The organism is Aeromicrobium sp. HA (assembly GCF_027171405.1).
Lineage (GTDB): Bacteria > Actinomycetota > Actinomycetes > Propionibacteriales > Nocardioidaceae > Aeromicrobium > Aeromicrobium tamlense.
On record NZ_CP114372.1, the window covers coordinates 2,175,964 to 2,200,778 of the forward strand.

A 24,815-nucleotide genomic window follows, 5' to 3' on the forward strand; every position below is an offset into this window, starting at 1 on the left:
GTCACCAGTGTGGCGCGTCAGCTCCGACGGGGCGGGAGCGGGACGAACACCGAGGTCCGGGCGGCGTACTCGTCCCAGCCGGTCCGGCCGCGCATGCGTCGCTCGGCGATCCGGACGCCCGAGACCACCGTGACGATCGCGGTCAGCACGATCGGCGCGGGCAGCGTCCACAGCAGGGGCCCCCACCCGCTCGCCGCGCCGGCCGAGAGCCAGATGCCCCACCACGTCACGGCCTCGCCGAAGTAGTTCGGGTGGCGGCTCCACGACCAGACGCCCGAGGACAGGACCGGCTCGCGCTCCTGCTTCGGCGTCGCACGGTAGACCGCGAGCTGGCGGTCGGCAATGGCCTCGAGGACCACGCCGGCCACCGTGACCAGCGCGCCGGCGACCGCGACGGCCGGCCAGCGAACCGACAGCGAGACCGACACGAACGCCGCGTAGCCCACCGCGAGCACCAGCACGGCCTGGAGCCCGTAGACCTTCGTCAGGAGCGCGAAGAACGGCACCTCCCGCGCCGAGCCGCCCATGTACTCGAGGTACCGCGGGTCGTCCTCCTCGGCCGCGAAGGTCCGCGCTCCGAGGTGCGAGGCCAGCCGTCCCGACCACAGCAGCACCAGCACGAGCACGAGCACGCCTCGCCAGGCCTCCCCGAGATCGCCTGCGAGGCCCACCGTCGTCGCTGCCGCCATGCCCACGCCGAAGGCCACCGGCCAGGCGACGTCCACGATCGCGAACGTGTTCCTGACGCGGGACGCCACGGCGCCGGCCGTCATCACCAGGACGACCCCCGCCAGTGCCGCCAGGACGGTCACCATGCGCGCGGCTCGCGGTCGAGACCGTGCGGCGCTCCGGGACGCACCGCCAGGATCTGGTCGACGCCCATGCGACCGTCGCGGAACGCCGCGGCGCCTCCCGCGAGGTAGAGCCGCCAGACGCGCACGACCTCCTCGCCGACCAGCTCGGTCAGGCGGTCGGTGTGGGCCTCGAAGTTCTCGATCCAGCCGGCGACGGTGCGCACGTAGTGCTCGCGCAGGGCGTGGACGTCGCGCACCTCCAGACCGGACTGCTCGAGCAGGTCGACCGTCTGGCCCACCGGACGCATGTGCATGTCGGGAGCGATGAAGCTCTCGATGAACGGGCCCCCTCCGGGCCAGCGGCCCGTGCGCGACATCTGCTGGATCAGGACCCGCCCGCCCGGGCGCACGCGGTCGCGCAGGACGCCGGCGAACACCGGGTAGTTCTCGGCACCGACGTGCTCGCCCATCTCGACCGACGCGGCGGCGTCGTACACGCCCGCGGCGTCGCGGTAGTCGCACAGCTGCACGTCGACGAGGTCCTCGAGACCAGCGCGGCGCACGCGCTCGGCGACGAAGTCCCGCTGTTCCGCGGCGATCGTGACCGCGTTGACCTGCGCCCCGAACTCCCGGGCGGCGTGGATGGTCAGCGATCCCCAGCCGCAGCCGACGTCGAGCAGCCGGCTGCCCGGGCCGAGCCCCAGCTTGCGACAGATCAGCGAGAGCTTCGCCTCCTGCGCCTGCTGCAGCGTGGCGTCGTCAGAGGTGTAGTAGCCGCACGAGTAGGCCATCGTCGGGTCGAGGATCTGCTCGTAGAACTCGTTCGACAGGTCGTAGTGGTGCGAGATCGCGGCACGGTCGCGGTCGCGCGAGTGCAGCCGTCCCTTGACGACCGCCTGGGACGCCGGGGGCGCCGGGCGGCGACCGATCGCCCCGGCCCTGATCAGCAGCGGCAGGGCGCGCGCCATCGTCCTCGCGGTCCGCGCGGGCGGAACCGGTCCTGCCTCGCGCCCCGCGGCCAGCAGCGTCGTCAGGGCGGCGTCGAGGTCGCCCTCGATCTCGGCCTCGCCCGAGACGTACGCCTGCGCGGCGCCGAGCTCGCCCGGGCTCCACAGCAGGCGTCGCAGGGCCGCCGGCGACGTGATGCGCACGATCGGGCCGCGCGCCGGCCCGACGACCGACCCGTCCCAGAACTCCAGGCGCACGGGGATCTCCCCCACGACCGGCTCGAGCACGGCCGCGGTCTGCCCGGCCAGTCCGTCGATGCGCTGTCGATGGCTCATCGTCCGCTCTCCTTCGTGAAGACGAGGTGGTGGTCGTCGAGGTAGCCCGAGCTGAACCCGGCTCGCGAGTACTGCAGGTAGAAGTGCCACATCCGGCAGAAGGTGTCATCGAACCCGAGGGCCCGCACCTCGTCGGCGCCGGCCAGGAAGCTCTCGTCCCACTGGCGCAGCGTCTCGGCGTAGTGGGCTCCGATCGCCTCGGTCGACGTGAGGCGCAGCGACGTCCCCGCCGTCGCCTCCTCGAGCGCCCGGACCGACGGCAGCGACCCGCCGGGGAAGATGTACGTCGTGACCCAGGTCTGGGTGTTGCGGGTGACCCGCATCCGGTCGTGCGGCATCGTGATGGCCTGGATCGCGGCCCGTCCCCCGGGCGCGAGCACCCGGTCGATCGTCGCGAGGTAGGTGCCCCAGTGGCGCCAGCCGACGGCCTCGATCATCTCGATCGACACCACGGCGTCGTAGCGGCCCTTCACGTCGCGGTAGTCGCACAGGTCGACGTCGATCCGGTCCTGCAGGCCGGCCGCGGCGATCCGCTCGCGGGCCAGCTGCTGCTGGGCCACCGAGAGGGTGATCGTCCGGACCCGCGCGCCGCGACGGGCGGCCCGCATGGCCAGCGAGCCCCAGCCCGACCCGATCTCCAGCAGGCGGGTGCCCTCGCCCACACCGGCGAGGTCCAGCAGGCGGTCGAGCTTCCGCTCCTGGGCCTGCTCCAGGTCACCGCCGACCACCGGGGTGCCGTCCGAGGTCTCCTCGAACAGCGCACTCGAGTACGTCATCGTCGGGTCCAGGAAGGTCTCGAACAGGTCGTTCGAGAGGTCGTAGTGATGCCCGACGACGCGCTGCGTGTCGGCCTTGTCCCCCCGCTCGTCGCGCGGAGGCCGCGGCATGACGGCACCGCGCATGACCTGCAGCGACCGCGGCACGAGCGTGCGGATCCCCGAGGCCAGCACCGTGAGGAACGCCCCGAGGTCGTCCGCGTCCCACGCTCCCGTCATGTAGGACTCGCCGAAGCCCGTCGAGGGCCGGGCGCCCAGACGCTGGAAGAACTCGTCGGGACGGTGAATCGTCATCAGCGGGCCGCCCGCTCCGAGGGTGCGGCCCTCGATCCTCACGCTCACGTCGAGCCGCTCCACGGCCGATTCGAAGAGGCGTCGCGCCAGGGCGGCCCTGACGTCGGTCGCGCGCGAGGGGGACGGCAGGTCCAGGGTCGGCCAGTGCGAGGCCGAGAGGCTGAGGGTCGTCATCGGACACCTTCCTGGTGATGGGTGGGACGAGGGTGGATCGGCAGGCGCCGGGCCCACAGGACGAGGCCGTGCGCGGTGATGGCGAGACGGTCGACGAGTCCGGAGACGGCGGCCCGGCGGTGGCCGGACGTCCGCCGGCCCCGGATCGAGGCCTGGAACGCCCCGCCGTGGGGCAGGTCGAGCTCGACGCGGACGTCGAGAGCGTCCGTCGGCACGGGGGCCGACACCCGGTACGAGCCCTCCACGCCGTGGAACGGCGAGACGTACATCGCCTTGTCGACCCGGCGCTCCGTCTCGGTGCCGCCGTCGAACAGGTAGGCATGGCGGTCGCCGTAGGTGTTGTGGACCTCGACGACCGTGGCCAGCGCAGTGCCGTCGGGCGTCGTGCACCACCACACGCTGATCGGGTTGAAGCAGAAGCCGAAGGCTCGGGGGTGGGCCATCAGGCGCACGGTCGCGTCGCCGAGCTCGAGTCCGTTCCGGGCCAGGAACGCCGCCAGGTTCTGGCGCAGCGTGGCCTTCGGGTCGCCGAGGTGGTCGCGCGACTCGATCGTGCCGCCGGTCACCCGGCGCCACCGCGACTGTCCCGCCTGCCGTGCGGCCTGCTGGTCGATGTCGACGACCCACGTCGAGGACCGCTGCTCGAACGACCGGGTGAACGGGTGCGTCCGGCGATGGCCGACGGTGGTGCGGAAGACCTCCGGGGCGCGGGCTGCGGGGGCGGGGGCGCCCAGCCCGAGCCTCCGCACGGCCTCGGCGCCCGACCGAGCGCCGTCCTCGTGGAATCCCCAGCCGTGGTAGGCACCGGCGAAGACGATGCGATCGGTGTCGATCTCGGGAAGTCGTCGCTGGGCCGCGACGGTCTCGGCCGTGTAGACCGGGTGATCGTAGTCCATCCGCGCGATGACCGTGGCGGGATCGACGAGATCCTCGCCGCCCAGGGTCACCAGGTAGCGCCTGTCAGTGGGCAGCCGCTGCAGCCGGGTCATGTCGTACGTGACCGTCACGCGTCCGTCGGGCGAGCTCGGCAGGCGCAGGTTCCACGCGGCCTGAGCCCCGTCCGAGCGCGGCAGCAGGCTCTCGTCGGTGTGCAGCAGGGCCGGGTTCGGCGAGTACGGCATCGCGGCCAGGACCTCGCGCTGTGCCGGCGTCGGCGCGGAGAGCATCGCGAGCGCCTGGCGGGGATGGGTGGCGACGACGACGCGGTCGAAGCGCTCCCGGCCTCCGCCGGCGTCGAGCACGGTCACGCCGTCGACGTCCTCCTCGATGCCCGTCACCGGGGTCGAGACCCGGATGTCCGGGAGCTCCTTGGCGATCCGTCGCACGTAGTCGTGGGACCCGCCGACGACCGTCCGCCACCGCGGGCTGCCGAACACCGCGAGCATGCCGTGGTTCGCGAGGAACGCGAACAGGTGACGCGCCGGGTACCGCCCCGCGATCTCGGGATCGCAGGACCAGACCGCCGCCACGAGCGCGCGGATGAAGTGCCGGCGGAGCCGGTCGCTGAACCGGTGCCGGTCCAGGAACTCGTCGAGGGTCGGGTCGCCCGCCTCGGGCGGCGACGCCAGCAGGCGGCGGGCTGCCCGGTGGAAGCGCGGGATCTCGGCGAGCATCCGCCAGTGCCCGACGTCGAGCACGCGACGCGGCTCGGGGAACAGCCCGCGCCGTCCCTTGGCACCCGCCCACTCCAGTCCGGTCGCCACGTCGTGCACCGACAGGGACATCTCCGACGGCTGCGTCTGCACGCCGAGCTCGTCGAACAGACGGCACAGGACCGGGTACGTGTGGCGGTTGTGGACGATGAAGCCCGTGTCGATCGCCAGCTCGCGGCTGCCCTCGGCGACCACATGCGTGTCGGCGTGCCCTCCCAGGCGGTCGTCGGCCTCGTAGAGCACCACGCGGGCGCCCGCCTGGGTGGCGAACCAGGCCGCGCTCAGCCCGGAGATCCCGGAACCGATGACAGCGACCCGGGTGTTCTCCGGTGCATCCATGCGAGTCATTCGGAACCGAGGCGTCGTCGGATGGGTCCCGCGCGGAGTTCGGCGAAACGTCGACCGTCTGCACGGCGACCGGGTCGAGGTGCCGGGCGGGATGGTCCTCGAGCACTCGTCGGACACGGTGCCGCCCGGACCGCTCTCGATCGCAGGCGTCACCGTGCCCGAGTCGTGCGCGGAGCACGACGTCTTCCTCGCGCGACGAGGCGGCTAGACCGTTCCGTCCGGCGGAGCAGCGAAGAAGGCCAGCTCGTGCTCGCACGAGGCGCGGAACGCCCGCCACATCGCGTCCCGGGTGGCGTCGTCGGCCTCGGCGGCGAGCCGGGTGACGACGACGATCGCCTGCTCGGTCGCGGACTCGAACGCGGGATCCCCGTACGTGAGCAGCCAGTCGCGGTAGGGGTGCCCGTCGGTCGCGAGCCCGCGGAGGCGCTCGCCGAGGTCGGCGTAGATCCAGTAGCAGGGCAGCACCGCCGCCGCGAGCACACGGTGGTCGCCCCGCGCCGCGGTGGCCAGCAGGTGGTCGAGGTACGCCGTGGTCGTGGCGCTCGGCGCGGCCGGCTCCACGCCACCCAGCCAGTCCGTGTGCAGGGCCAGCTCGGTGACGAGGGCGCCGTGGGCGCCGGACGCCCAGAACGCCTGCTCCCCCAGCGTCGGCGCCAGCCGGCTCGCCTCCGCCAGCACCCGCGCGTAGTCCCGCAGGTACAGCGCGTCCTGGGCCAGGTACCAGCCGAACGCCTCCTTCGACAGCGTCCCGTCCCCCAGTCCCCGCACGAAGCCCAGATCGTCGATCGCCGCCCGGACGTCCGCCACGGCGTCCCACCAGTCGCGCTCCACCTCGGCGGCGGTGGGCCGGGTCGTGAGGCCTCCGCGGGCCCACAGCCCGGCGAAGTGGCTGACCGGGCCATGGCCCGAGCCGACGCGCAGATCCTCGCCGTGGGCGATGCTCTCGGCCAGCCAGCGCTTGGCGTCGGCCGTCGCCTGCTCCCACGAGCCGGTGCGCGCGACGATCGTCGCGACGGCGGACGAGAGCGAGCATCCCGTGCCGTGGGTGGACGTGGTCGTGATCCGGGCCCCGGTGAACTCGACGACGCGACTCCCGTCGACCAGGGCGTCCGGGACGGACTCGCCGTCGAGGTGGCCGCCCTTCGCCAGCACCCGCACCCCGTACGCCGCCGAGACGCGGGAGGCCTGCGCCAGCACCTCGCCCCACGAGGTCGCGGGAGCCTCCTCGGCGAGGACCGCCAGCTCGGGCACGTTGGGCGTGATGAGGTCGACCCGCGGCAGCAGGCCCCGCAGCGCCTCCTCGGCGTCCGCGTCGAGCAGCCGATCACCGCTCGTCGCGACCATCACGGGGTCGAGCACGACCACCGGCGGTCGTGCGCGGTCGAGCCACGCGCTCACGGTCTCCATGACCTCGCGGCCGGCCAGCATCCCGATCTTCACCGCGTCGATCTCGACGTCGTCGCTCACCGCGTCCAGCTGCTCGGCGAGGAAGGCGACCGGCGGCACGTGCACCGACCGCACGCCGTGCGTGTTCTGCGCGACCAGCGCGGTGACCACGGCCATGCCGTAGCCGCCCTGGGCCGCGATGCTCTTGAGGTCGGCCTGGACGCCCGCGCCGCCCGTCGGGTCGGTGCCGGCGATGGAGAGCACCCGCGGCACCTGCACCGGGGCGCTCACGCCAGACCCCACGCGTCAGCGTGCTCGCGCGCAGCCGCGCGAGGGTCTGCCGCACCGCAGATCGACGAGACGACGGCTGCTCCGGCCGCACCCGCGGCGCGCAGTGCCGGCAGGTCCGCGCTCGTGATGCCGCCGATCGCGACGGCGGGCAGGGAAGTGCTCCGCGCGAGCCGCTCGAATCCCTCGATACCGAGCGGCGGCGGCGCGTCCGGCTTGGTCGTCGTCGCCCGCAGCACCCCGATCCCCACGTAGCCGACCCGGCCGGGATCCAGTTCGGCGGCGGTCAGCTCCGCAGGCGTGGCGGCGCTCAGGCCGATCAGCGCCTCGGGGCCGACGAGCTCGCGAACCACCGCAGACGGCAGGTCCGCCTGCCCCAGGTGCACGCCCGTGACCCGGGCGCCGCGGGCCCGGGCGGCGAGGAACACGTCGACGCGGTCGTTGACGATCAGGGCGACGTGCTCCGGCAGGACCTCCGACACGGCGACGACGGTGGCGAGGAAGTCGGCGGCCGGTGCCTCCTTCTCGCGCACCTGCACCGCGGTCACTCCCCCGGCGGCCGCCTCGGCGACCACCTCCACGACCTCCCGTCCGCGCGACGCGGCGACCGCCGCGTCCGTGACGAGGTAGACCGACAGGTCGGCGCTCACGACAGCCGCGCCCGCGCGTCGAGGTCGGCTGCGTCGATCGAGGCCAGCGCGTCCAGGAAGGCCGGGCCGAAGGTGCCGGGGCCGGCGCTCTGCTTCGCGGCGAGCTCCGCGGCGACGGTGTAGACGGTGACCGCGGCAACGGTCGTGGCCAGACGGTCGTCGTCCACCGCGGCGAACGCCGCCATCAGCGCGCCGAGGGCACAGCCGCCACCGGTGATCCGCGTGAGCAGCGGGTCGCCGTTGGCGATCCGGACCAGGCGCTCGCCGTCGGTCACGACGTCGACCGCTCCGGAGACCGCGACGACGCCACCTGTGCGGACGGCCAGAGCGCGCGCCGACTCGACGGCCCCCTCGACGTCGTCCGTGGCGTCGACGCCGCGGCCACCGCCCCCGGATCCACTGACGGCGATGATCTCCGATGCGTTGCCGCGGACCACGGTCGGCCCGAGGTCGCGCAACTGCTCGGCGAGCGCGGTCCGCACGGGCAGCGACCCGACCGCGACCGGGTCGAGGACCCAGGGGGTGCCCGCGGCGTTCGCGGCCTCGGCGGCCTCGACCATCGCGGCCCGCTGCTCGGCCGTGGGCGTGCCGAGGTTCACCAGGAGCCCGTCGGCGACGGCGGCGAACGGACCGGCCTCGTCGGGGATGTCGACCATGGCCGGCGCCGCCCCGGCGGCGAGCAGGGCGTTGGCGGTGAAGTTCACCACGACGCTGTTGGTGATGCAGTGGACGAGCGGCCCCCGGGCGCGGACGCGGCCCAGGGCCTCGGAGGTGAAGGAGGACAGGTCTGCAGGCGTGCGCGACATCGCGACATTCCCTTCGCTAGGACGAACTAGATCAGGTTCGACGGGTGTGATCTCAGCCCCGGTGGGGCACCCCGTGTCTCGCCTGCAGGCTAGCCCGCGCGTCCGACGTGCTCGCGGGCGGCCGTGTGATCATGGCCCGGTGGGCATCCGAGGCACGATCGTGGCGCTGCTCGCCTGCGTCGTGCTGGCGGGGTGTGCGGGCTCGACCGAGGGGTCGGCGGTCACGCCTGCGTTCACGCTGCCCGTGGGCCCGACCACGTGGGACACGACCGCGCCGGCCTGGCTGCTCGACGGCACGCTGCACGTGGGCGACGTGACCGTGGAGCTCGGCGACGACGTGGACCAGTTCGTCCTGGGCGCGACGGGCGTCTACTGGAATCGCGGCGGGACCCTGCTGTTCACCAGCGCCGACGGCGACAGCCGCGAGGTCGCTGACGTCAGGTGGGACAACCTCGCCGTCTCGGCGGACCGCTCCGTGCTCGCCACGGTCGACCAGTCGCGCGGCCCGACCGACCGCTACGGCACGCACGTCATCCAGGTCGCCGCGTTCGACACCCGCACCGGCCAGCAGCTCTACCGCACGCCGGACGAGAAGCCCGACCGCGACGCCGACCTCGCCGACCTCTATGGCGAGATCATGCCGCTGCTGCACGGCGTCAGCCCCGAGCACGTCTTCTTCGACGGCGCCACGATCGACCTCGGGGACGGCTCTCGCGAGGCCGCGACCCTCGATGCCGACGGCCTCGAGGTCTATCCGCACCTGGCCGACACGCTGTTCCCCGCGGGCTACCGCGTCAGCATCAGCGGCGAGGGTCGTCACCGCGAGCTGTCGGACTCCTCGCTGTACGGACCGGGGCTCCTGTCACCCGATCGCAGCACGATCTTCGACACCTCGGCGTGGCCGACCCAGGCCGTCGTCTACGACGCCGCCAGCGGCGACCAGCGCGGGATCGACGCACCGTGGGAGCACTTCACGCTGGCCGGCTGGAGCGACGCGGACACGTTCTTCGGCGTGGCCGAGGAGATCGACGAGGCCCACGTCGACAACATCGTCCGTGCTCGGCAGGTCGTCACGTGCGAGCTGCGCTCCCTGCGGTGCGAACCCGTGAGCCCCGTGGTCCCCACGCCCGAGGAGGGCGACCCGGCGACTCTGCTGGTCGAGGGCACCGCGGCGCTCTGAGCCTCAGCGCGAGGTGGAGCGCAGCCACCCCAGCACGGCGCGCACCCGACGGTGGTCGCTCTCGTCGGCGTACAGGCCGAGCTTCGCGAAGATGCGCTGCGTGTGCTTCTCGACCGCGCCCTCGGTGACGTGCAGGGCCTGCGCGATCGCCTGGTTGGAGCGGCCCTCGGCCATCAGCGCGAGGACCTCGCGCTCGCGCGGAGTCAGCGCCGCGACCGGGTCGGCCCGGCGTCCCATCCACTGCTGGACCACCTGCGGATCGAGCACGGTGCCACCGGCGACGACCTGGTCGAGGGCGCCGAGGAAGTCGTCGACGTCGCTCACGCGGTCCTTCAGCAGGTACCCGACCCCGCCCTCGCCTCCGGCCAGCAGATCGTCGGCGTACGAGACCTCGACGTACTGGCTCAGCACCACGATCCGCGCCTGCGGCCACCGGCCCCGCACCTCGACCGCAGCCCGCAGTCCCTCATCGGTGTGGCTCGGCGGCATCCGCACGTCGACGACGCCGAGGTCGGGACGGTGCTCGGTCATGGCTGCCACGAATCCGGGCCCGTCGGCGACCTGCGCCACGACCTCGTGACCCGCTTCGGTCAGCAACAGCCGCAAGCCCTCGCGGAGCAGGACCGAGTCGTCGGCGATCACGATGCGCACCGCACCAGCATCGTGCATCGGCCCGGTCGCGGTCCCGCCGCCGGTGGTCACCCGGCCGGGATGCGCGCGGTGACGAGCGTCGGACCGCCCACCGGCGAGTCGACCTCGAGCGCGCCGCCGACCGCCGCGACTCGCTGGGCGAGGCCCGCGAGGCCCTGTCCCTTGCCCGGGTGGGCCCCGCCGACGCCCGCGTCACGCACCTGCACCAGCAGGTCGGAGCCGTCGGGCGCGACGCGCACGTCGGCCGTGTCCGCGCCGGAGTGCTTGGCCACGTTGGTGAGCGCCTCCGAGACGGTGAAGTAGACGGCCGTCTCCACGTGCGGCGACAGGCCCGCGGGCAGGTCGTGGACCAGGGTCACCGGGACGGCGCTGCGGACGACCAGCTCGTCGAGCGCGACCCCGAGGCCCCGATCCACCAGCAGCGGCGGGGCGATGCCGCGCGACAGCGCGCGCAGCTCGTCGAGCGTCTCGCGTGCCTGCTCCAGGGCCGACTCGATCGTGACGGAGGCCTGCTCGGGGTCCGCACCGACCTGACGGCGCGCCCGGCCGAGGTCCATCGTCAGGCGGACGAGGCGCTGCTGCGGCCCGTCGTGGATGTCGCGCTCGAGGCGGCGCAGCGCCACGGCCTCGGCTTCCTGCGCGGCGTCGCGCGCCCCCTCGGCACGCTCGACCCGGGCCGACATCGAGCTGCGGCCATTGAGCACGACGTCGGCGAGCGACGCGTGCAGCCACGCGGCTCCGCGGACGACCCACGGCAGGGTCACGAGCGCCGCCAGGCCGATCGCGAGGTTCAGCAGGCTGTCCGCCAGCCGCCCGTCGCCGAGGCCGATGAGCGACGCCAGCGTCTCGTTGCCCTCGCTCTGCGGCAGCCACAGCTGCCAGAACCAGTAGGTCAGCCCGGTCAGCACGACCGCCCACCAGACCACGGTCACGATGAACGCGGCGAGGCCCGTGACGAACGCGAGCGGACCCCACAGCGTGTCGAGCCACATCTGCGGGTCGCGCAGCGGCGCGATCAGACGGGCGACGCGGCCCTCGCGCCCGGTGCCGACGCGGTACGTCGTCGGCCGCGGCTCGCGGCCCTGCATCGCGACGAGCCGCACGCGCTCGAGGCGCGCCAGCCACGACGAGACGACCAGCGTCGCGGCGAGGACCAGGACGCCGACCCACACGATCAGGGTCGCGACGCCGGTGGCGACGCCCACGACCGTGATCACGAAGCCCAGGAGGCCGAGCGGGAAGGCGGTGAGGGCGTACAGGGTGTCCCACCCGACGCGGGCGGCCAGCGGTGACGGGTCGCGCCGTGCGGTGGTGGGGATGCTCATGGTGGTCATGTCTCGATCGTCGTCGTGTCGCGGCCGGGACACGATCCTGCCACCCCGACACCTGGTGTCGGGCCAGCCCGACCCTTCGACCCACCGGCGGACGCGACGGCCACGAGCGGCCGACGGGGTCGCCGCGAACAGTCGACGGACGGTCGGGTCAGCCGATCGCGGCGAGGAAGTCCCGGAGGAAGACCTCGTAGAACGCGTCGGGATCGAGCCGCGGTGTCGGCACCTTGTTCGACGGCAGCGGCGACATGAAGTCGAAGTGGCCGACGCCGTCGTAGGAGTGCAGGTCGAGGCCGGCCGGCGCCGGGCGGAGCAGCTCGGCCGACTCCGGTGGGGTCACGGTGTCCTCCGAGCCGACGAACGCGGTGACGGGGGCGGTCACGGCGTCGAGCGCGTCAGGACCCGCGAACCAGCCGGTCGCCGGCGCCAGCACCACCACGCGCGAGACGCGCGGCTCGGTCGGGACCTCGAACGGCTCCCCGGCCCGCGTTCGGGGACGGGCTCCCGCGAGGCACAGGGCGGCGCACCCACCCAGCGAGTGTCCCGCCGCCACCACGGGCAGGTCGTCGCGGTCGAGCCCGGCGAGGGGCGCGACCAGCGCCTCCACCCTCCGGCGCACCACGTCGTCGGAGAACGTCTCGGTGAGCTCCTGCTCCGGGGCATGGACGAGGAAGCCGGCGTCCGCCGCCGCGTCGAGCAGCCGGCGGTAGCGCGTGGGGTCGCCCCCGGCTCCCGGCGCGAAGAGCAGGATGCCGCGGGGGTCCTCGGGGGTCAGGGAGATCGCGCTCATGCTGGCACCCTACGCACGGTGTGCCCGTGCGGCGAGGCGTTCGCTTGACCTCAACGGCGGTTGAGGTTGTCCGATGGGGTCATGCACGCGATCCGCCACCACGAGTTCGGGCCCGCCGACGTCCTGCGCCTCGAGCGCCTCCCCGACCTGGCCCCTGCCCCGGGGCAGCTCCGCATCGCGGTCGAGGCCGCCGGGGTGCACCTGCTGGACACGTCGATCCGGGCGGGTGACTCCTTCGGCGCGGGCCCGCGGCCCGCGCTGCCGCTCGTCCCGGGCCGTGAGGTCGCCGGCGTGGTCGACGAGGTCGGCGCGGGTGTGGACGCCGGCTGGCTCGGCCGGCGCGTCGTCGCCCACCTCGGGTTCGGCGGGGGCGGCTACGCCGACCAGGCCGTCGTGGCCGCCGACCGGGCGCATGCGATCCCCGACGGCATGGACGCACCGACCGCGGTCGCGACGATCGGCACCGGTCGCACCGCCACCGCGATCCTCGAGCTCGCCGGGCTGCGACCCGACGACGTCGTCGTCGTCACGTCCGCTGCCGGAGGCCTCGGCCCGCTGCTGCTCCAGGGTGCGCGGAGCGCGGGCGCGCGCACCGTCGGCGTGGCCGGCGGTCAGGAGAAGACGGCGCTCGTCGAGCGGCTCGGCGCGGACCTCGCTCTCGACCGCCTCTCCCCCGGCTGGGAGTCGCGGATCGCCGAGGCCGGGACGCCGACCGTGGTGCTCGACGGGGTCGCCGGGCCCGTGGGACGCGTCCTGTTCGGTGGGCTGGCCCCGGGCGGGCGGCTCGTGCGGTTCGGCTGGTCGTCGGGCGAGCAGAACGCCTACGCCGATCCCGAGCGCCGGGTGATCGACGTGCTGGGGCCGCCGATCCTCGACCGCCTGCCCGAGCTCGAGCGAAGGGCACTGGCCGCGGCGGCGGACGGGACCCGGGTGCCCCTCGTGGGCACGGTCCTGCCGCTGGCCGAGGCGGCCGAGGCCCACCGGGCGCTCGAGACCCGGGCCACGGTCGGCAAGGTCGTGCTGACGCCCCACGGGAACGGCTGAGCCAGGACGAGGTGCCGCCGTCGGCGGCTCGTGTCACGGTGAGGTGATGCACGCAGCGACCCGATGGCTCCTCGACCGGTGGATGATGCATCCCCGGATCGCCCTCGCACTGCGTGCGGCCGTCGCCGCCGGGCTGGCGTGGATCCTCGTGCGCTTCGTCCCGGGGTCGCAGGACTATCCGTACTACGCGCCGTTCGGCGCGATCATCGCCACGACATCCACGCTGGCGGGCTCGGTGCGCGAGTCCCTGCAGGCGGTCGGGGCGATCGTCGTCGGCGGCGTGATCGCCTGGCTCGTCGACACGGCCACCGGGGACTACGTCGCGGCCGTCACGCTGGCGCTCGTCGTCGCGATCTCCGTGAGCGTCGCGGGCTGGCGACCCCTCGGCGCCATGGGCGGCTGGGCGCCCACGGCGGCGGTGTTCACGCTGATCATCGGTCACGGCGAGGCCAACTTCATCGCCGCGTACGGCGGGCTGACACTCGTCGGCGCGATGGTCGGCATCGCCGTGAACATGGTCGCGCCGCCGCTGCCGCTCGCCCCCGCGCGACTCGCCGTCGGACGCACCCGAACGGTGCTGGCGGCCCAGCTGCGCGAGCTGGGCGACCTCATGGTCCAGCACGAGCTGCCGACGCTCGACGAGTGGCACCGTGAGCACTCCGAGCTCCGGCGGGCCCGGACCGCGATGCGCGACGCCGTCACCCTGGTCCACGAGTCCCTCACGGCGAACGCGCGCGCCCGACGGCACCGTGACGCGCTGGACGTGCTGACCCAGGAGGCGGACTCGCTCGACCGCGTGTCCCTCCTGGTCTCCGACGTCAGCGACCTCGTGCTGCTGCCCCACGGCGTCCCCGGCGACCCCGAGGGTCGTGCCGCACTCTCCGACGACGCCCGCGAGCCCATCGCCCGCGCGATGCACCGGGTGGCCGACGCCCTCGACGCCTACCAGTACGGCGGGGACACGCAGTCCACGCTCACGGCCGCCGACGCCGAGCTCGAGCAGCTGCTGCGGAACCAGCCCGGCGAGACCCACGAGCAGCTGCTCGTCCACAGCGTCGTGCTCGCCCTGCGCAGGGCGCTCGACACGTTCGGCTGACACGCCCTCCCTGAATTGCTCCGGGCACCCCTGCACTTGTACTTTGGGGCTCTAGCGCGGTGCTTCAAACCCAGGCACTGATCCTCCTCCCCCAGAGGAGGTCTGCCTTGCAGACCGATTTTCAGTTCTCGTGCGATCCACCGCTGGCGCAGGTGCGCATCTTCGGCGAGCTCGACCCGTCGACGACCGCACACCTCGCCGACGTGCTCGAGAGCCTGGCGACGCGCGGGTGCACCCGTGTGGAGGTGGACGTGGAGGAGGTGACGTACGTGGACGAGTCGAACCTGCGGGTGCTGCGGGACGAGCAGCTGCGGCTGCGTGCTCGTGGCGGAGATCTCGAGGTGGTCGGCGACTCCGACTACCACCGGGTGGTCGCGCGCCGTGCCGGCTGCGCCGACCTGTTCCCGTCGTCCCTCGCCGAGGACGCAGAGCCGTGGGAGGGCGTCGGCTCATGAGCGAGGACCTGCCGCTCGCCGAACGGCTCGCCGAGGCCGCACGCAACCTCCAGACCGCGCCGAGCGCGAGCGCCACGATGGAGACCGCCGTGCAGCTGGCGGTCACGAACATCCGCCACTGCGACTCCGCCAGCGTCACGCTCGTGCGACGGCGCGGGGCGCTCGAGACGCCCTCGTCCAGCGACGGCGTCGCGCTGGCCTGCGACCGGCTCCAGTACGACCTCGGCGACGGCCCGTGCCTGCAGGCCGTGTGGGACGAGGCCGTCGTGCACTCGCCCGACCTCACCGACGACGCCCGCTGGGGCATCTGGGGACCGCGGGTCGCCGAGGAGCAGGGGGTGCTGAGCGTCCTGTGCCTGCGCCTGTTCACCGAGAAGGACGACATCGGCGCCCTCAACCTCTACTCGCAGCGCCGTGACGGCTTCAGCGAGGACGACCGCGACGAGGGCACCGCGCTCGCCGCCCACATCGCCGTCGCGCTCGCCGCCGCCCAGGCGCAGGAGAACCTCACCCGCGCGCTGGACGCACGCACGCTCGTCGGACAGGCCGTCGGCATCGTCATGGAGCGCTACGGCGTCAACTCGGCGGCCGCGTTCCAGGTGCTCGTGCGGATCAGCTCGCACAGCAACCTCAAGCTGCGCGACATCGCGCAGGAGCTCGTCGACACGGGCAACCTCCACGGCAGCGACCGCGCCGCGAAGACCCGTCCCGAGCTCGAGTCCGAGCAGCAGTAGTCGCTCACGCGGCGTCGGCGGCGCGTCGCAGGTCGTCGGCGAGGTCCTGCAGCCCGGTGGCGTAGCGCCGCGGTCGCGCAGGCGCAGCAGCGCCGAGGGGTGTGTGGTGAGCACCACCGCGTAGGGCGTGTCGACCTCGAGCACGTGCCCGCGCTCCTCACGGATCCGCACGGTCCGACCCAGCACCGAACGGCCCGCCGTGGCGCCGAGGCAGACGACAACGCGCGGTCTCACCACTTCCAGCTCGCTCTCGAGCCACGGGTGGCAGGCGTCGATGTGGCTCGCGGCGGGCTTCTGATGGATCCGAACTCCGGGCGAACGAACGGGCGGGCGGTGCGCTCACGCGTCACCGCCCGCCCGTTCGGGGTGCCTCAGGCCGTCACCAGTTGTAGTTCGTGCCGTACTCGATGTTGTGATACATCCCGATGTGCGTGTAGAAGTTCATCGCACCGAACAGCAGGAACACCACGCCGCCGATCACGAAGGCCCACACGACCCAGCGCAGCAGCTGCGGGCGGTCGGTCAGCAGCGCGAACGCGAACAGCAGCGCGCCCACCGCGACGATGCCCCACAGGCCGCCGAGGAACAGCGCCTCGAGGATCGGCAGGTGGCCGAAGCGGCCGCTGATGGGCTCCTCCGGGGGCGCGGCACCCAGCTGGAACCGCACGAACGCGATGGCCAGGACGGCCATGCCCAGGCCGAGGGCGCCGACGAAGATGCTCGCGGGCTTCACGGCGGACAGCACCGCGTCCCGGACGAGCTCCTGCTCGCCGGCGAAGAGCTCGCGGTTGCGCCACAGGTAGATCGCGGCGAACAGCAGCAGCGCGCCGAAGGCGGCGGCCGGCTGGCCGAAGGCGATGTTGGCGTACTCGAAGCCCTCCCCGCCGAACGGCCAGGTCACGGTGGTGTGCACGCCCAGGACGAACAGCAGCAGACCGGTCAGTCCGAAGAACGCGGCCCATCCCTCGCTGTCGACGCGCTTGCCCCGCAGCAGGTGGTGCAGGAACATCGCGACGCCGAGGAGACCCGCGCCCGAGGTGACGGCCACGATCTCGTTGTAGACGACCATGTCGCCCACTTCCTCTCTTCTTTGATGGTGGGAGCGCCCTCCGGGCGCTTAGTTGAAGGTTCAACTACCACCCTACGCCTCTCCCCAACCCCGACCCGAGCCAGGGGCCGGCGACGGATCGCCGGCCCCTCCTCATGTCTCAGCCCTGCTCGAGAGGACGCGCCGGGTCTGCGGTCCAGGCGTTGAGCGAGCCGTCGTAGATCGCGACGTCGTCGCGGCCGAGGCCCTTCAGCGCGAACGCGACGGCCGTCGCCGCGATCCCGCCGCCGCAGTACGTCACGGGCGCCACCTCGGGATCGAGCGCGCCGACCGACTCGAAGAGCGGGCGCAGCTCGTCGAGGCTGCGCAGGCGTCCCTGCTCGTCCACGAGCTCGCCGAACGGCACGTTGACACTGCCCGGGATGCGACCGCCGGCGAAGGACTCGCGGTCGAGGGAGTTGATGAGCAGGACCGAGCCGTCGTGCGTCGCGGCCTCCACGTCGGCGGTGCTCGCGATGCGCTCGCTGCTGCGTGAGGGCGTGAACCGCGCCGGCTCGTAGGTCGCGTCGCCCGTCTCCACTGGCAGGCCCGCGTCCTGCCAGGCCTTCAGTCCGCCGTCGAGCACGACGACGTCGGGGTGCCCCTCGAGCTCGAGCTGCCACCACAGCCGCGTGGCCCAGATGCCGTCGACGTGGTCGTAGACCACGACCGTGTGGTCGTTGCCGATGCCGAGGTCGCCGATCACCCGCGCGAACTGGTCGGAGGGCGCGGCCTCGAACGCCGCCTCCCCGTCGTGGACGGTGAGGTCGGCCAGCTGGTCGGCGAACGTGGCCCCGGGGACGTGGGCCTCGCGGTAGGTCGCGCGACCCGACTCGGTGTGCGCGCCCTCGGCGTCGAAGGTGAGGTGGACGGTGGCGTCGACGACGCGGATCGAGGGATCGTCCAGGCGATCGCGGAGCCACTGGACGTCGACGAGGCGGGGGTGGGAGGTCATGCCCTCGAGCCTAGGTCGGGCGAGGTGGTCGCTCCCTCGCGTCTCATCTGGTGTGCGGGCGGCGAGGTGCATGTCCCGCCGTCGCACGGGTACTCCCTTCGAGGAGCGAGCGGAGGACCTCATGGGCATCACCCAGGTGCGCGACGGGATCGTGCGGATCGAGCAGGCGGGGACCAACTGCTACCTCGTCACCAGCGCCGGCGCGCCCTACTTCGTCGACGCCGGACTCCCCCGCACCCGCGAGCTCGCCGAGCAGGCCCTGCGCGAGAGTGGTCACGACTGGGGCGACGTCACCGACGTCCTGCTGACGCACGCGCACTTCGACCACCTCGGCTTCGCGGCCCACGCGTCCCGGGCCGGCGCCCGCATCTGGGCCCATCCCGGCGACCACCGGATCGCCCGTCGCCCCTACCGCTACCAGCCCGGGCGTCCGCGCCTGCTCTACCCGCTGCGCCACCCGGCCTCGGTCCTCGTCCTCGCGCGCATGGTCGCTGCCGGCGCCCTGAAGGTCGAGGGCGTCGCGCAGATCGAGAACCTCCACCCCGGGGCGGACGGTCTTCCCGCCGGCGTCGAGGTCGTCGCGACGCCCGGCCACACCGACGGCCACTGCGTGCTGCTGCTGCCCGACTCCGACGTCGTCTTCACCGGCGACGCGCTCGTCACGCTGGACCCGTACACGGGTCGCACCGGCCCGCGCATCGTGGCGCGCGCCGGCACGAAGGACGCGCGCGGTGCCCTGCGGTCGCTCGACGCGATCGCGGCCACGGGTGCCGGCACGGTGCTGCCGGGCCACGGCGAGCCGTTCCGGCGCGGCGCCGCGGCCGCCGCCGAGTCCGCGGCAGGCGCCGGAGTCGCCTAGTCGCGGTCGCGGTGACTGAACATCTCCTGCACCTGACGACGCATCACCTTGCCGATCTGCGAGCGCGGCAGGTCCTCCACGAACTCGACCCGGCGCGGCAGCGCGTAGCGCGCGAGACGCTGCTCCCCGTGCGCCCGGACCATCTCGACCGAGGGCGTCGCGGCGCCGGACTCCATCACGAACGCCGCGAGCACCTCGTGGTCGCCGGCACGCGTGCTGACGCCCACGACCGCGACGTCGGTGACGCCGGGAAGCAGTCGCAGGTGGTCCTCCACCGTGGACGGGTACACCTTGAAGCCGCCGACGATGATCATCTCCTTGACCCGGTCGACCAGCGTGACCCAGCCGGTCGCGTCGACCTCGACGACGTCGCCCGTGCGCAGCCAGCCGTCCTCGAGCAGCTGGTGGGCCGTCTCCTCGGGCCGGTTCAGGTAGCCCGTGAAGACCTGCGGACCTCGGACCAGCAGCTCGCCGCGGCGGACGCCGCTCTCGTTCGGCCCGACCTCGCGCGTGTGGTCGTCGACGTCGACGATCCGCATGTCGGTGTTGGGGAACGGGACGCCGAGCGTGCCGGGGCGGCGCGTGGGCGCGCACGGGTTGCCGAGGGCGATCGGCGCGCACTCGGTCATGCCGTAGCCCTCGATCAGCAGTCCCCCGGTGAGCCGCTCCCAGCGCTCCACCGTGGCGGGCGGGATCGGCATCGCGCCGGCGAAACCGAGCCGGCACTCCCGGAAACCCTCGGCGGGAGGCTTGCCCGAGGCCTCGGCGGTCGCGGCGATCCGGTCGAACATCGGCGCGACCCCGGCCATGAACGTGGCGGGCCGGCGGCCGAACGCCTGCACGACGGCCGCGGGATCGAAGTTCGGGAACATCACGAGGGTCGCCCCGATGTGGCCGGGCAGGTTGAGGCAGAACGTCAGCCCGAAGGCGTGGAAGAACGGCAGCACGCCGTAGACGGTCTCCTCGCCCTCCCGGAAGCCCGCCCACGCCTGGCCGTGCACGAGGTTCGCCACGAGGTTGCGGTGCGTCAGCATCGCCGCCTTCGGCGTTCCCGTCGTGCCGCCGGTGTACTGCAGCAGCGCGAGGTCGTCGGCCCGAACCGTGGCCGGCGGCACCTCGCCCTGCGCCCCGGCGACGAGATGGTGCCAGTCGGCGATGTCGGACGGCACGGTGCCGAGCAGCGCCTCGCGCTTCGCCCGAGCGGGCTTGAGCGGCAGGCGCAGGAGCAGGCGCGAGAGCATCGGCAGGTCGCGACTGACGTCGACGCTCACCACGGTCTCCAGGGGCGTCGTGGCCCGCGCCGGGAGGACCCGCTCAACGGCCTTGTGCCACACCAGCGCGTGGGTCGCGCCGCAGTCACCGAGCAGGTGCTCGAGCTCGGCCTGCGTGTACGTCGGGTTGAGGTCCACGACGACCGCACCCAGGCGCAGGACCGCGTGGTACGCCACGAGGTGGGACGGGCAGTTCGGCAGCACGAGCGCGACCCGCGATCCCGCGTGCACGCCCAGCCCACTCAGCACCACCATGGCGCGGCGCACGGCCTGCTCGGTCTCGGCGTACGTGGCGGTCGCGCCGAGGAAGTCGGTGGCGATCCGTTCCGGGAAGCGCTGCGCCGATCGCGCGAGTCCTGCCGTCACCGGCTCGTCGGGGATCTCGATCTCCGCCGGGACGCCGGGTCCGTAGTGGACGGCCCACGGGCGCTGGTCGTGCTGCTCCATCATCTCGCCTTCGGCTTCCGGCCAGACGCCCCAGCGGCCTCCGGCGAACCCTTCGAGTCTAGGGACGTCCACGGTCATCGGCCCGACCGCGTCACCGGACCGAGGGCACCCCGTGCCGAGGACACCACAAGGGCGCCGGTCCCGAGCACCAGCGCCCCTGCGGCCGAGACGTGCCTCCCTCAGGAGGCCCGGCGGAACGCCCGGTCCGAGACCTTCACGACCTGCCCGGCACCCTCGATGCCCAGGAAGCCCGCGATCGACCAGGCGGTGGAGTACAGCGACTTGCCCGAGATCACGAGGCCGGTCGGCATCGTCACCTGCGCGTACGTCCGCTTGCCCCACGGGGAGACCTTGACGATCTGCCCGACGGTGGACGGATCGAAGCCGGGTCCGGGCTCACCCTCGGGCATGCCCTCGAGGACCTCGCTCACGTAGATCGTGCCGTCGCGGCGCACCGCCACCCCGGTCGGTGACGTGAAGCCCTTGATGACACGCTTCACCTTGCCCGTCCGGGCGTCGAGCACGTACACGCGACCCTCTCCGGGTGCCTCGCCGGTCAGCGCGGACACGTAGAGCGTGTTGCGCGGACCGTAGGCCAGACCCGTCGGGACCGCGTCGCAGCCCACGGTGCTCGCGTCGTTGTTCGGCCGGCCCTCACAGGCGCCGGTGTTGACGGTCGGCGGGACGAAGAACGTCGAGACCTTGCCCTTCGCGCTCACGCGCAGCACCGCGTTGGCGCCACCGTCGGCCACGAGCACTCCCCCGTGGCGTCCGCGCTCGGCCAGCAGGCTGAAGGGGTTCGACAGCGCGTCCAGGGGCGCACCGTCGGGGCCGAACTGCGTCTGGCCGTCGGGGTTGTACTTCAGCTCGTGCGCCATCAGGTCGGCGAACACGCTCACCTTGCCCTTCTGGGCGACCAGCACCGAGGAGCCGGGGTACGGGCCCGCCGGCGCCGACGGATCGGCCTCGCCGGTCACGATGGCGATGTACTTCCCGACACGGACCGCGCCGCTGGCGGCGTTCGGCCCCAGGCCGCTCACCAGCGTGCGCACCTTGCCCCGGTGGCGCGGATCCACGGAGATGACCCGGCCGGCGCCGGACTCCATGACGAGCAGCCGGTGGCCGACGTCGCGCGAGACTTGGAACGGCCCCTCGAGGCCGTCGGCGACGACGGTGATGGGTCGGTGGGTGGGGCGGTGCTTGCCGTGCGCGGACGCTGACGGTGCGAAGGTGAGGGCGACGGCGGTCGCCGTCGTCGCTGCGGTGAGAACTCTCCATACTGGACGCATCTCGGACTCCTTGAGAGGGGACGGTTTTCCCGAGACGATAATGTGATCTATGTCACACGTATCACGGATGCCGAGCGAGGTGAACCCCTCCCTCGGACCCCAGTCCCGGGGGCGTTCGTCCCTGTAAACCGGTGTTCCCAGAGCCGTCCGCAGAGAATCGACCTAGGCTCGCCGCACGGAGGTGGAACGTGGTCAGGCTTCATGCCGAGGAACGACGCAGGCAGCTGCTGGCTGTCGCGCGCGAGGAGTTCGCGCGGGTCGGACCCGAGGGTGCGCGCATCAGCGACATCGCCAAGCTGGCGGGTGTCAACGTCGCCCTGCTCTACCGCTACTTCGAGTCCAAGGAGCAGCTGTTCGAGGAGGCCGTCGTCGAGCCGATCGACCACCTGCTGCAGGACGTCCTGGCCCAGACCGTCGCCGGGAGCATCAACGGCTCGTCCGAAGCGGTCACGATCTTCTACCGCGGCCTGCTGGAGGTCTTCGTCGAGTACCTCGACCTGTTCAACGTCGTCCTGTTCAGTGACCGCGACAGCGGCCAGGAGTTCTACCTGCGCCGCATCGCGCCGTTCATCGACTCGCTCGCCGAGCACGTACGCGGCGCCGCCGGCACCCTCTGGGCCCAGAACGCCGATCCGGCCCTCTCCTCGCCCATGTGCGTCGGGATGTGCTGGGGCATCGCGATGGACGCGCACTTCCGCGGGGTGGAGCTGGACACCGACGAGGTCGCCCGCGTGCTGACGATGATCACGGTCCAGGGGCTCCGGGGCGAGACGCCTCCGCGCTGACCCTCGCCGTCCACCCGACATCGGCTAGCGTCGCCACCATGAGTGAGAGCGAGCGCTGGCTCGACGACGACGAGGCCGAGGCGTGGCTCGCGCTGGTGTCCATCCTCGAGGTGCTCCCGGCGACCCTGGACTCCCAGCTCGGGCGCGACGCCGACTTGACGTTCTTCGAGTTCCTCGTGCTGGTGCAGCTAGCCGAGACCCACGAGGACTCGATGCGGCTGACCGACCTCGCCACCGCCATGAACACCACCCCGGCACGCCTCTCGCGCGTCGTGACCCGACTGGAGCACGACGGACTGCTGCTGCGGACGGCGAGCCCTGACGACGGACGCTCGCGGCACGCTCGCCTGACCCCGTCGGGCTGGGAGCGACTCGAGGCCGCCTCCCCCGGTCACGTGGACCTCGTCCGCGAGGTCTTCGTCAGCCGACTGACGCGTGAGCAGCTCGGCCAGGTCCGCCGGATCGGCGACCGGCTGCTGGCGGGACTGGACCCCGGTCAGCGCGTGCTCGCGGGCACACGGGGTTCGACCCGTGGCCGCCAAGGACTCTCTCGGTTCCCTGAGCGGCCTCGGGCCGAAGACTGAGATCAGCTGCGATGCACCTTCCAGACCCCGAGCAGGAAGGTCGAGATCGCGGAGGCGATCGCGAGCGCCGTCCAGACGGCGGCCTCCCCCGTGGTCGTCAGCGGTCCTTGCGCCGGCAGCCGGATGAGCTGGACCAGCGACACCACCCACAGGACGGCCATGAGGACCAGGCCGACGTTCATGACCAGCCCACCGAGCGCGGTGGGCCCACCCTCTCGGACCGCATCACCTTCGCGCGCACCTGTGCGGTCGGCCTTCTGGGCGCCACCGCGTCGACTGTGATGCAGGCTGTGTGAGAGGGCCATCCTCGGCGTCCTTCCAGAGAGCGGTAGTTGTATCTACAACTTTCTACTGCGAGTCTATCCCCGGCCGGAGGAACCCACAACCGGAGGAGACTCTCCGCTCCCGAAACCCGCGACGGGTTAGTTTTCGAGTTGTTTGAGGCGGTCGTGGACGTCGGTGGTGTGGTGGGTGTCGGTGCCGGCGGTGCGGTGGAACCAGGTGATGGCGTCTTGGGTGTTGCCGGTGGCGAGGAGGGTGTCGGCGTAGGCGTATCGCAGGCGGGTGACCCAGTCGGAGCGGTTGGTGGTGTGGAGGGGTTCGGTTTCGAGGATGTGGAGGGCGGCGTCGAGGTGTCCGAGGTCGCGGCGGGCGCCGGCGATGACGATGGACAGTTCGGTGTTGCCGGGTTCGTCGAGGTGGGCGCGGGTGGTGGGGTTGTCGTATTCGAGGGCTTTTTCGGGGCGGCCGAGGGCGCGTTCGGCATCGGCCATCATGGGGGCGTAGATGTGGCGGCCGGTCATGCGGCGGGCGGCGCGGAATTCGGCGAGGGCTTCGGCCCAGTTGCCCAGGGCGTAGGCGGTTTCGCCGGTGGCTTCGCGGACGAGGCCGACGCGCATGGCGCGGGCTCGGGCGGCGAGGGCGTGCTTGTGGGCGGTCTCGGGGTCGGTGTGCAGGAGGGTGCCGGCCATGACGAGGTGGCGGGCGACCTTGTCGGCGAGCTTGTCGGGCAGGCCGGAGAGCTCTTGGCGGGCGTGCTTGTCCAGGTCCTTGGCGGAGACGTCGTCGGGGATGGGGGGTCCGTCGTAGATCTTCTGCTCGGCGGTGCGCTCGGGGGCGCTGGGGCGGCCGCCGGAGCGTGGGGCGCCGGAGCGCGAGCCGGCGCCGGAGCGCTGGCCGGGGCCGGAGCGGGAGCCGCCGCCGGAGCGGGAGCCGCCGCCGGAGCGGGAGCCGCCGCCGGGGCGGGAGCCGCTGGTGGGCTTGCCGTCGCGGGAGCTGGGCTTGCCGTCGCGGGAGCTGGGCTTGCCGTCGCGGGAGGTGGGCTTGCCGCTGTTGCGGCTGCTGCTGGTGGGCTTGCCGCGGGTGTTGCCGGGCTTGTTGCCGGGCTTGCCGCCGCGGTTGTTGCCGCCGTTGCGGGGGTTTCGGTCCTGGGCCATGGTGCGGGTTCCTCTCGGGTGCCTGGCCTGGCGCCCGGCTGGGTGGGTGTTCGTGTGCCCCTCCACTGTGGCGGGGTCGGGGCCCGTGCGCCAGCAGGACCACCCGCTCGTTGGGGGTGGTCGGGGGGTGAAATGCAGCAAGGCCGCTCCCTGTTGGGAGCGGCCTCGCGCATCAATGGTTGTCCGGCGACGTCCTACTCTCCCACACCGTCTCCAGTGCAGTACCATCGGCGCTGAAGGGCTTGACTTCCGGGTTCGGAATGTAGCCGGGTATTTCCCCTTCGCCATGGTCGCCGAAACTCTATGGAGATATCAACAAACCTTGGAGAACACTCTCGTGTTCTTCGTGGTTCCCGATCATATCTCGGGA

Annotated in this window: 25 protein-coding genes, 1 rRNA gene, 1 pseudogene and 1 riboswitch; of the genes and pseudogenes, 9 read left to right on the forward strand and 18 right to left on the reverse strand. The window is 72.8% G+C overall.

Translation table 11 applies throughout. The features are described from left to right. Window positions 1-17 precede the first annotated feature (17 nt). Genes O3S82_RS10740 through O3S82_RS10755 form a run of 4 tightly spaced genes read right to left on the reverse strand, consistent with a single transcriptional unit; the run spans window position 18 to window position 5,312 of the window. Window positions 18-815 (reverse strand): DUF1295 domain-containing protein, encoded by a 798-nt coding sequence (locus O3S82_RS10740; protein ID WP_269302755.1) that lies wholly within the window; start codon window positions 813-815, stop codon window positions 18-20. After that, window positions 809-2,077, reverse strand: coding sequence for an SAM-dependent methyltransferase (locus O3S82_RS10745; protein ID WP_179424013.1), 1,269 nt, complete (start codon window positions 2,075-2,077; stop codon window positions 809-811). Before O3S82_RS10745 ends, O3S82_RS10740 begins: the two co-directional genes overlap by 7 nt. Next, complete coding sequence (locus O3S82_RS10750; RefSeq protein ID WP_269302757.1) at window positions 2,074-3,321, reverse strand: SAM-dependent methyltransferase; 1,248 nt, start codon at window positions 3,319-3,321, stop codon at window positions 2,074-2,076. Before O3S82_RS10750 ends, O3S82_RS10745 begins: the two co-directional genes overlap by 4 nt. After that, complete coding sequence (locus O3S82_RS10755) at window positions 3,318-5,312, reverse strand: FAD-dependent oxidoreductase (RefSeq protein ID WP_269302760.1); 1,995 nt, start codon at window positions 5,310-5,312, stop codon at window positions 3,318-3,320. Before O3S82_RS10755 ends, O3S82_RS10750 begins: the two co-directional genes overlap by 4 nt. On the opposite strand from O3S82_RS10755, the gene O3S82_RS10760 reads away from it, so the two are divergent. Then, window positions 5,311-5,529: a hypothetical protein gene (locus O3S82_RS10760; RefSeq protein ID WP_269302762.1), complete on the forward strand. Its 219-nt coding sequence runs from the start codon at window positions 5,311-5,313 to the stop codon at window positions 5,527-5,529. The genes O3S82_RS10755 and O3S82_RS10760 overlap by 2 nt on opposite strands. Here the strand turns inward: O3S82_RS10760 and O3S82_RS10765 are convergent. The 3 genes from O3S82_RS10765 to thiM all read right to left on the reverse strand — a co-directional run bounded on the left by O3S82_RS10765 (window position 5,526) and on the right by thiM (window position 8,451). Then, window positions 5,526-6,998 carry a bifunctional hydroxymethylpyrimidine kinase/phosphomethylpyrimidine kinase gene (locus O3S82_RS10765; protein ID WP_269302764.1) on the reverse strand — a complete coding sequence of 491 codons (1,473 nt, stop codon included), beginning with the start codon at window positions 6,996-6,998 and terminating at the stop codon, window positions 5,526-5,528. The genes O3S82_RS10760 and O3S82_RS10765 overlap by 4 nt on opposite strands. Continuing rightward, entirely contained in the window at window positions 6,995-7,645 is a 651-nt protein-coding gene (gene thiE, locus O3S82_RS10770; RefSeq protein ID WP_269302766.1) for a thiamine phosphate synthase, read from the reverse strand. Before thiE ends, O3S82_RS10765 begins: the two co-directional genes overlap by 4 nt. After that, on the reverse strand, window positions 7,642-8,451 hold the full coding sequence (thiM, locus tag O3S82_RS10775; RefSeq protein ID WP_269302768.1) for a hydroxyethylthiazole kinase: 810 nt from the start codon (window positions 8,449-8,451) through the stop codon (window positions 7,642-7,644). Before thiM ends, thiE begins: the two co-directional genes overlap by 4 nt. Further along, a riboswitch (TPP riboswitch) is annotated at window positions 8,442-8,535 on the reverse strand. (Overlaps the previous gene by 10 nt.) A 55-nt stretch (window positions 8,536-8,590) precedes the next feature. Here thiM and O3S82_RS10780 point away from each other — a divergent pair. Further along, entirely contained in the window at window positions 8,591-9,631 is a 1,041-nt protein-coding gene (locus O3S82_RS10780) for a hypothetical protein (RefSeq protein ID WP_269302771.1), read from the forward strand. A gap of 3 nt (window positions 9,632-9,634) precedes the next feature. On the opposite strand, the gene O3S82_RS10785 is transcribed toward O3S82_RS10780, so the two are convergent. From O3S82_RS10785 to O3S82_RS10795, 3 genes are all read right to left on the reverse strand, one after another. Then, a complete protein-coding gene (locus O3S82_RS10785) occupies window positions 9,635-10,282 on the reverse strand; it encodes a response regulator (protein ID WP_269302773.1) in 648 nt (215 codons plus the stop codon). A 47-nt stretch (window positions 10,283-10,329) separates the two neighbouring features. Continuing rightward, the gene (locus O3S82_RS10790) at window positions 10,330-11,616 is read right to left on the reverse strand and encodes a sensor histidine kinase (RefSeq protein WP_269302775.1); all 1,287 of its coding nucleotides are present in this window, start codon (window positions 11,614-11,616) and stop codon (window positions 10,330-10,332) included. A gap of 148 nt (window positions 11,617-11,764) precedes the next feature. Next, entirely contained in the window at window positions 11,765-12,403 is a 639-nt protein-coding gene (locus O3S82_RS10795) for an alpha/beta hydrolase family protein (RefSeq protein ID WP_269302777.1), read from the reverse strand. Window positions 12,404-12,484: 81 nt separating this feature from the next. Between O3S82_RS10795 and O3S82_RS10800 the strand changes: the two genes are divergently transcribed. The 4 genes from O3S82_RS10800 (at window position 12,485) to O3S82_RS10815 (ending at window position 15,732) form a co-directional block, all read left to right on the forward strand. Further along, window positions 12,485-13,447: an alcohol dehydrogenase catalytic domain-containing protein gene (locus tag O3S82_RS10800; protein WP_269302778.1), complete on the forward strand. Its 963-nt coding sequence runs from the start codon at window positions 12,485-12,487 to the stop codon at window positions 13,445-13,447. 46 nt (window positions 13,448-13,493) lie between these two features. Then, entirely contained in the window at window positions 13,494-14,543 is a 1,050-nt protein-coding gene (locus O3S82_RS10805) for an FUSC family protein (protein ID WP_179424001.1), read from the forward strand. A gap of 107 nt (window positions 14,544-14,650) precedes the next feature. Beyond that, the gene (locus O3S82_RS10810) at window positions 14,651-14,998 is read left to right on the forward strand and encodes an STAS domain-containing protein (protein WP_269302781.1); all 348 of its coding nucleotides are present in this window, start codon (window positions 14,651-14,653) and stop codon (window positions 14,996-14,998) included. After that, window positions 14,995-15,732, forward strand: coding sequence for an ANTAR domain-containing protein (locus O3S82_RS10815; protein WP_218845733.1), 738 nt, complete (start codon window positions 14,995-14,997; stop codon window positions 15,730-15,732). Before O3S82_RS10810 ends, O3S82_RS10815 begins: the two co-directional genes overlap by 4 nt. 84 nt (window positions 15,733-15,816) lie before the next feature. Here the strand turns inward: O3S82_RS10815 and O3S82_RS17355 are convergent. The 3 genes and pseudogenes from O3S82_RS17355 to O3S82_RS10825 form a co-directional block, all read right to left on the reverse strand. Continuing rightward, window positions 15,817-16,035: pseudogene (locus O3S82_RS17355) on the reverse strand (uracil-DNA glycosylase family protein); the annotation flags it as partial. Between the two features lie 76 nt (window positions 16,036-16,111). Continuing rightward, a complete protein-coding gene (locus tag O3S82_RS10820; protein ID WP_269307057.1) occupies window positions 16,112-16,801 on the reverse strand; it encodes a DUF981 domain-containing protein in 690 nt (229 codons plus the stop codon). 139 nt (window positions 16,802-16,940) lie between these two features. Then, window positions 16,941-17,774, reverse strand: coding sequence for a sulfurtransferase (locus tag O3S82_RS10825; RefSeq protein WP_269302784.1), 834 nt, complete (start codon window positions 17,772-17,774; stop codon window positions 16,941-16,943). A 70-nt stretch (window positions 17,775-17,844) separates the two neighbouring features. On the opposite strand from O3S82_RS10825, the gene O3S82_RS10830 reads away from it, so the two are divergent. Beyond that, window positions 17,845-18,633, forward strand: a complete 789-nt coding sequence (locus O3S82_RS10830; RefSeq protein ID WP_269302786.1) for an MBL fold metallo-hydrolase — start codon at window positions 17,845-17,847, stop codon at window positions 18,631-18,633. Here O3S82_RS10830 and O3S82_RS10835 read toward each other — a convergent pair. Both O3S82_RS10835 and O3S82_RS10840 read right to left on the reverse strand, forming a co-directional pair. Continuing rightward, entirely contained in the window at window positions 18,630-20,429 is a 1,800-nt protein-coding gene (locus tag O3S82_RS10835; RefSeq protein WP_269302787.1) for an AMP-binding protein, read from the reverse strand. The two genes, O3S82_RS10830 and O3S82_RS10835, sit on opposite strands and share 4 nt — an antisense overlap. Before the next feature lie 101 nt (window positions 20,430-20,530). Then, on the reverse strand, window positions 20,531-21,640 hold the full coding sequence (locus O3S82_RS10840) for a ScyD/ScyE family protein (protein WP_269302789.1): 1,110 nt from the start codon (window positions 21,638-21,640) through the stop codon (window positions 20,531-20,533). A gap of 188 nt (window positions 21,641-21,828) precedes the next feature. Between O3S82_RS10840 and O3S82_RS10845 the strand changes: the two genes are divergently transcribed. Together O3S82_RS10845 and O3S82_RS10850 are read left to right on the forward strand one after the other, a co-directional pair. Beyond that, on the forward strand, window positions 21,829-22,425 hold the full coding sequence (locus tag O3S82_RS10845; protein ID WP_269302791.1) for a TetR/AcrR family transcriptional regulator: 597 nt from the start codon (window positions 21,829-21,831) through the stop codon (window positions 22,423-22,425). A 38-nt stretch (window positions 22,426-22,463) separates the two neighbouring features. Next, window positions 22,464-23,009 carry a MarR family winged helix-turn-helix transcriptional regulator gene (locus O3S82_RS10850; RefSeq protein WP_179423995.1) on the forward strand — a complete coding sequence of 182 codons (546 nt, stop codon included), beginning with the start codon at window positions 22,464-22,466 and terminating at the stop codon, window positions 23,007-23,009. Between the two features lie 2 nt (window positions 23,010-23,011). On the opposite strand, the gene O3S82_RS10855 is transcribed toward O3S82_RS10850, so the two are convergent. The 3 genes from O3S82_RS10855 to rrf form a co-directional block, all read right to left on the reverse strand. After that, complete coding sequence (locus O3S82_RS10855; RefSeq protein WP_179423994.1) at window positions 23,012-23,191, reverse strand: hypothetical protein; 180 nt, start codon at window positions 23,189-23,191, stop codon at window positions 23,012-23,014. A 240-nt stretch (window positions 23,192-23,431) separates the two neighbouring features. Beyond that, entirely contained in the window at window positions 23,432-24,445 is a 1,014-nt protein-coding gene (locus O3S82_RS10860) for a tetratricopeptide repeat protein (protein WP_269302794.1), read from the reverse strand. 181 nt (window positions 24,446-24,626) lie between these two features. Further along, a 5S ribosomal RNA gene (rrf, locus tag O3S82_RS10865) occupies window positions 24,627-24,743 on the reverse strand. Window positions 24,744-24,815: the final 72 nt, after the last annotated feature.

What these genes read in the sequence shown, in the direction of transcription:
- O3S82_RS10740 (WP_269302755.1), bottom strand. Translation starts at nt 815, where the DNA reads ATGGTGACCGTCCTGGCGGCACTGGCGGGGGTCGTCCTGGTGATGACG.
- O3S82_RS10745 (WP_179424013.1), bottom strand. Translation starts at nt 2,077, where the DNA reads ATGAGCCATCGACAGCGCATCGACGGACTGGCCGGGCAGACCGCGGCC.
- O3S82_RS10750 (WP_269302757.1), bottom strand. Translation starts at nt 3,321, where the DNA reads ATGACGACCCTCAGCCTCTCGGCCTCGCACTGGCCGACCCTGGACCTG.
- O3S82_RS10760 (WP_269302762.1), top strand. Translation starts at nt 5,311, where the DNA reads ATGCGAGTCATTCGGAACCGAGGCGTCGTCGGATGGGTCCCGCGCGGA.
- O3S82_RS10755 (WP_269302760.1), bottom strand. Translation starts at nt 5,312, where the DNA reads ATGGATGCACCGGAGAACACCCGGGTCGCTGTCATCGGTTCCGGGATC.
- thiM (WP_269302768.1), bottom strand. Translation starts at nt 8,451, where the DNA reads ATGTCGCGCACGCCTGCAGACCTGTCCTCCTTCACCTCCGAGGCCCTG.
- O3S82_RS10790 (WP_269302775.1), bottom strand. Translation starts at nt 11,616, where the DNA reads ATGACCACCATGAGCATCCCCACCACCGCACGGCGCGACCCGTCACCG.
- O3S82_RS10795 (WP_269302777.1), bottom strand. Translation starts at nt 12,403, where the DNA reads ATGAGCGCGATCTCCCTGACCCCCGAGGACCCCCGCGGCATCCTGCTC.
- O3S82_RS10800 (WP_269302778.1), top strand. Translation starts at nt 12,485, where the DNA reads ATGCACGCGATCCGCCACCACGAGTTCGGGCCCGCCGACGTCCTGCGC.
- O3S82_RS10805 (WP_179424001.1), top strand. Translation starts at nt 13,494, where the DNA reads ATGCACGCAGCGACCCGATGGCTCCTCGACCGGTGGATGATGCATCCC.
- O3S82_RS10815 (WP_218845733.1), top strand. Translation starts at nt 14,995, where the DNA reads ATGAGCGAGGACCTGCCGCTCGCCGAACGGCTCGCCGAGGCCGCACGC.
- O3S82_RS10820 (WP_269307057.1), bottom strand. Translation starts at nt 16,801, where the DNA reads ATGGTCGTCTACAACGAGATCGTGGCCGTCACCTCGGGCGCGGGTCTC.
- O3S82_RS10825 (WP_269302784.1), bottom strand. Translation starts at nt 17,774, where the DNA reads ATGACCTCCCACCCCCGCCTCGTCGACGTCCAGTGGCTCCGCGATCGC.
- O3S82_RS10830 (WP_269302786.1), top strand. Translation starts at nt 17,845, where the DNA reads ATGTCCCGCCGTCGCACGGGTACTCCCTTCGAGGAGCGAGCGGAGGAC.
- O3S82_RS10835 (WP_269302787.1), bottom strand. Translation starts at nt 20,429, where the DNA reads ATGACCGTGGACGTCCCTAGACTCGAAGGGTTCGCCGGAGGCCGCTGG.
- O3S82_RS10840 (WP_269302789.1), bottom strand. Translation starts at nt 21,640, where the DNA reads ATGCGTCCAGTATGGAGAGTTCTCACCGCAGCGACGACGGCGACCGCC.
- O3S82_RS10850 (WP_179423995.1), top strand. Translation starts at nt 22,464, where the DNA reads ATGAGTGAGAGCGAGCGCTGGCTCGACGACGACGAGGCCGAGGCGTGG.
- O3S82_RS10855 (WP_179423994.1), bottom strand. Translation starts at nt 23,191, where the DNA reads ATGAACGTCGGCCTGGTCCTCATGGCCGTCCTGTGGGTGGTGTCGCTG.
- O3S82_RS10860 (WP_269302794.1), bottom strand. Translation starts at nt 24,445, where the DNA reads ATGGCCCAGGACCGAAACCCCCGCAACGGCGGCAACAACCGCGGCGGC.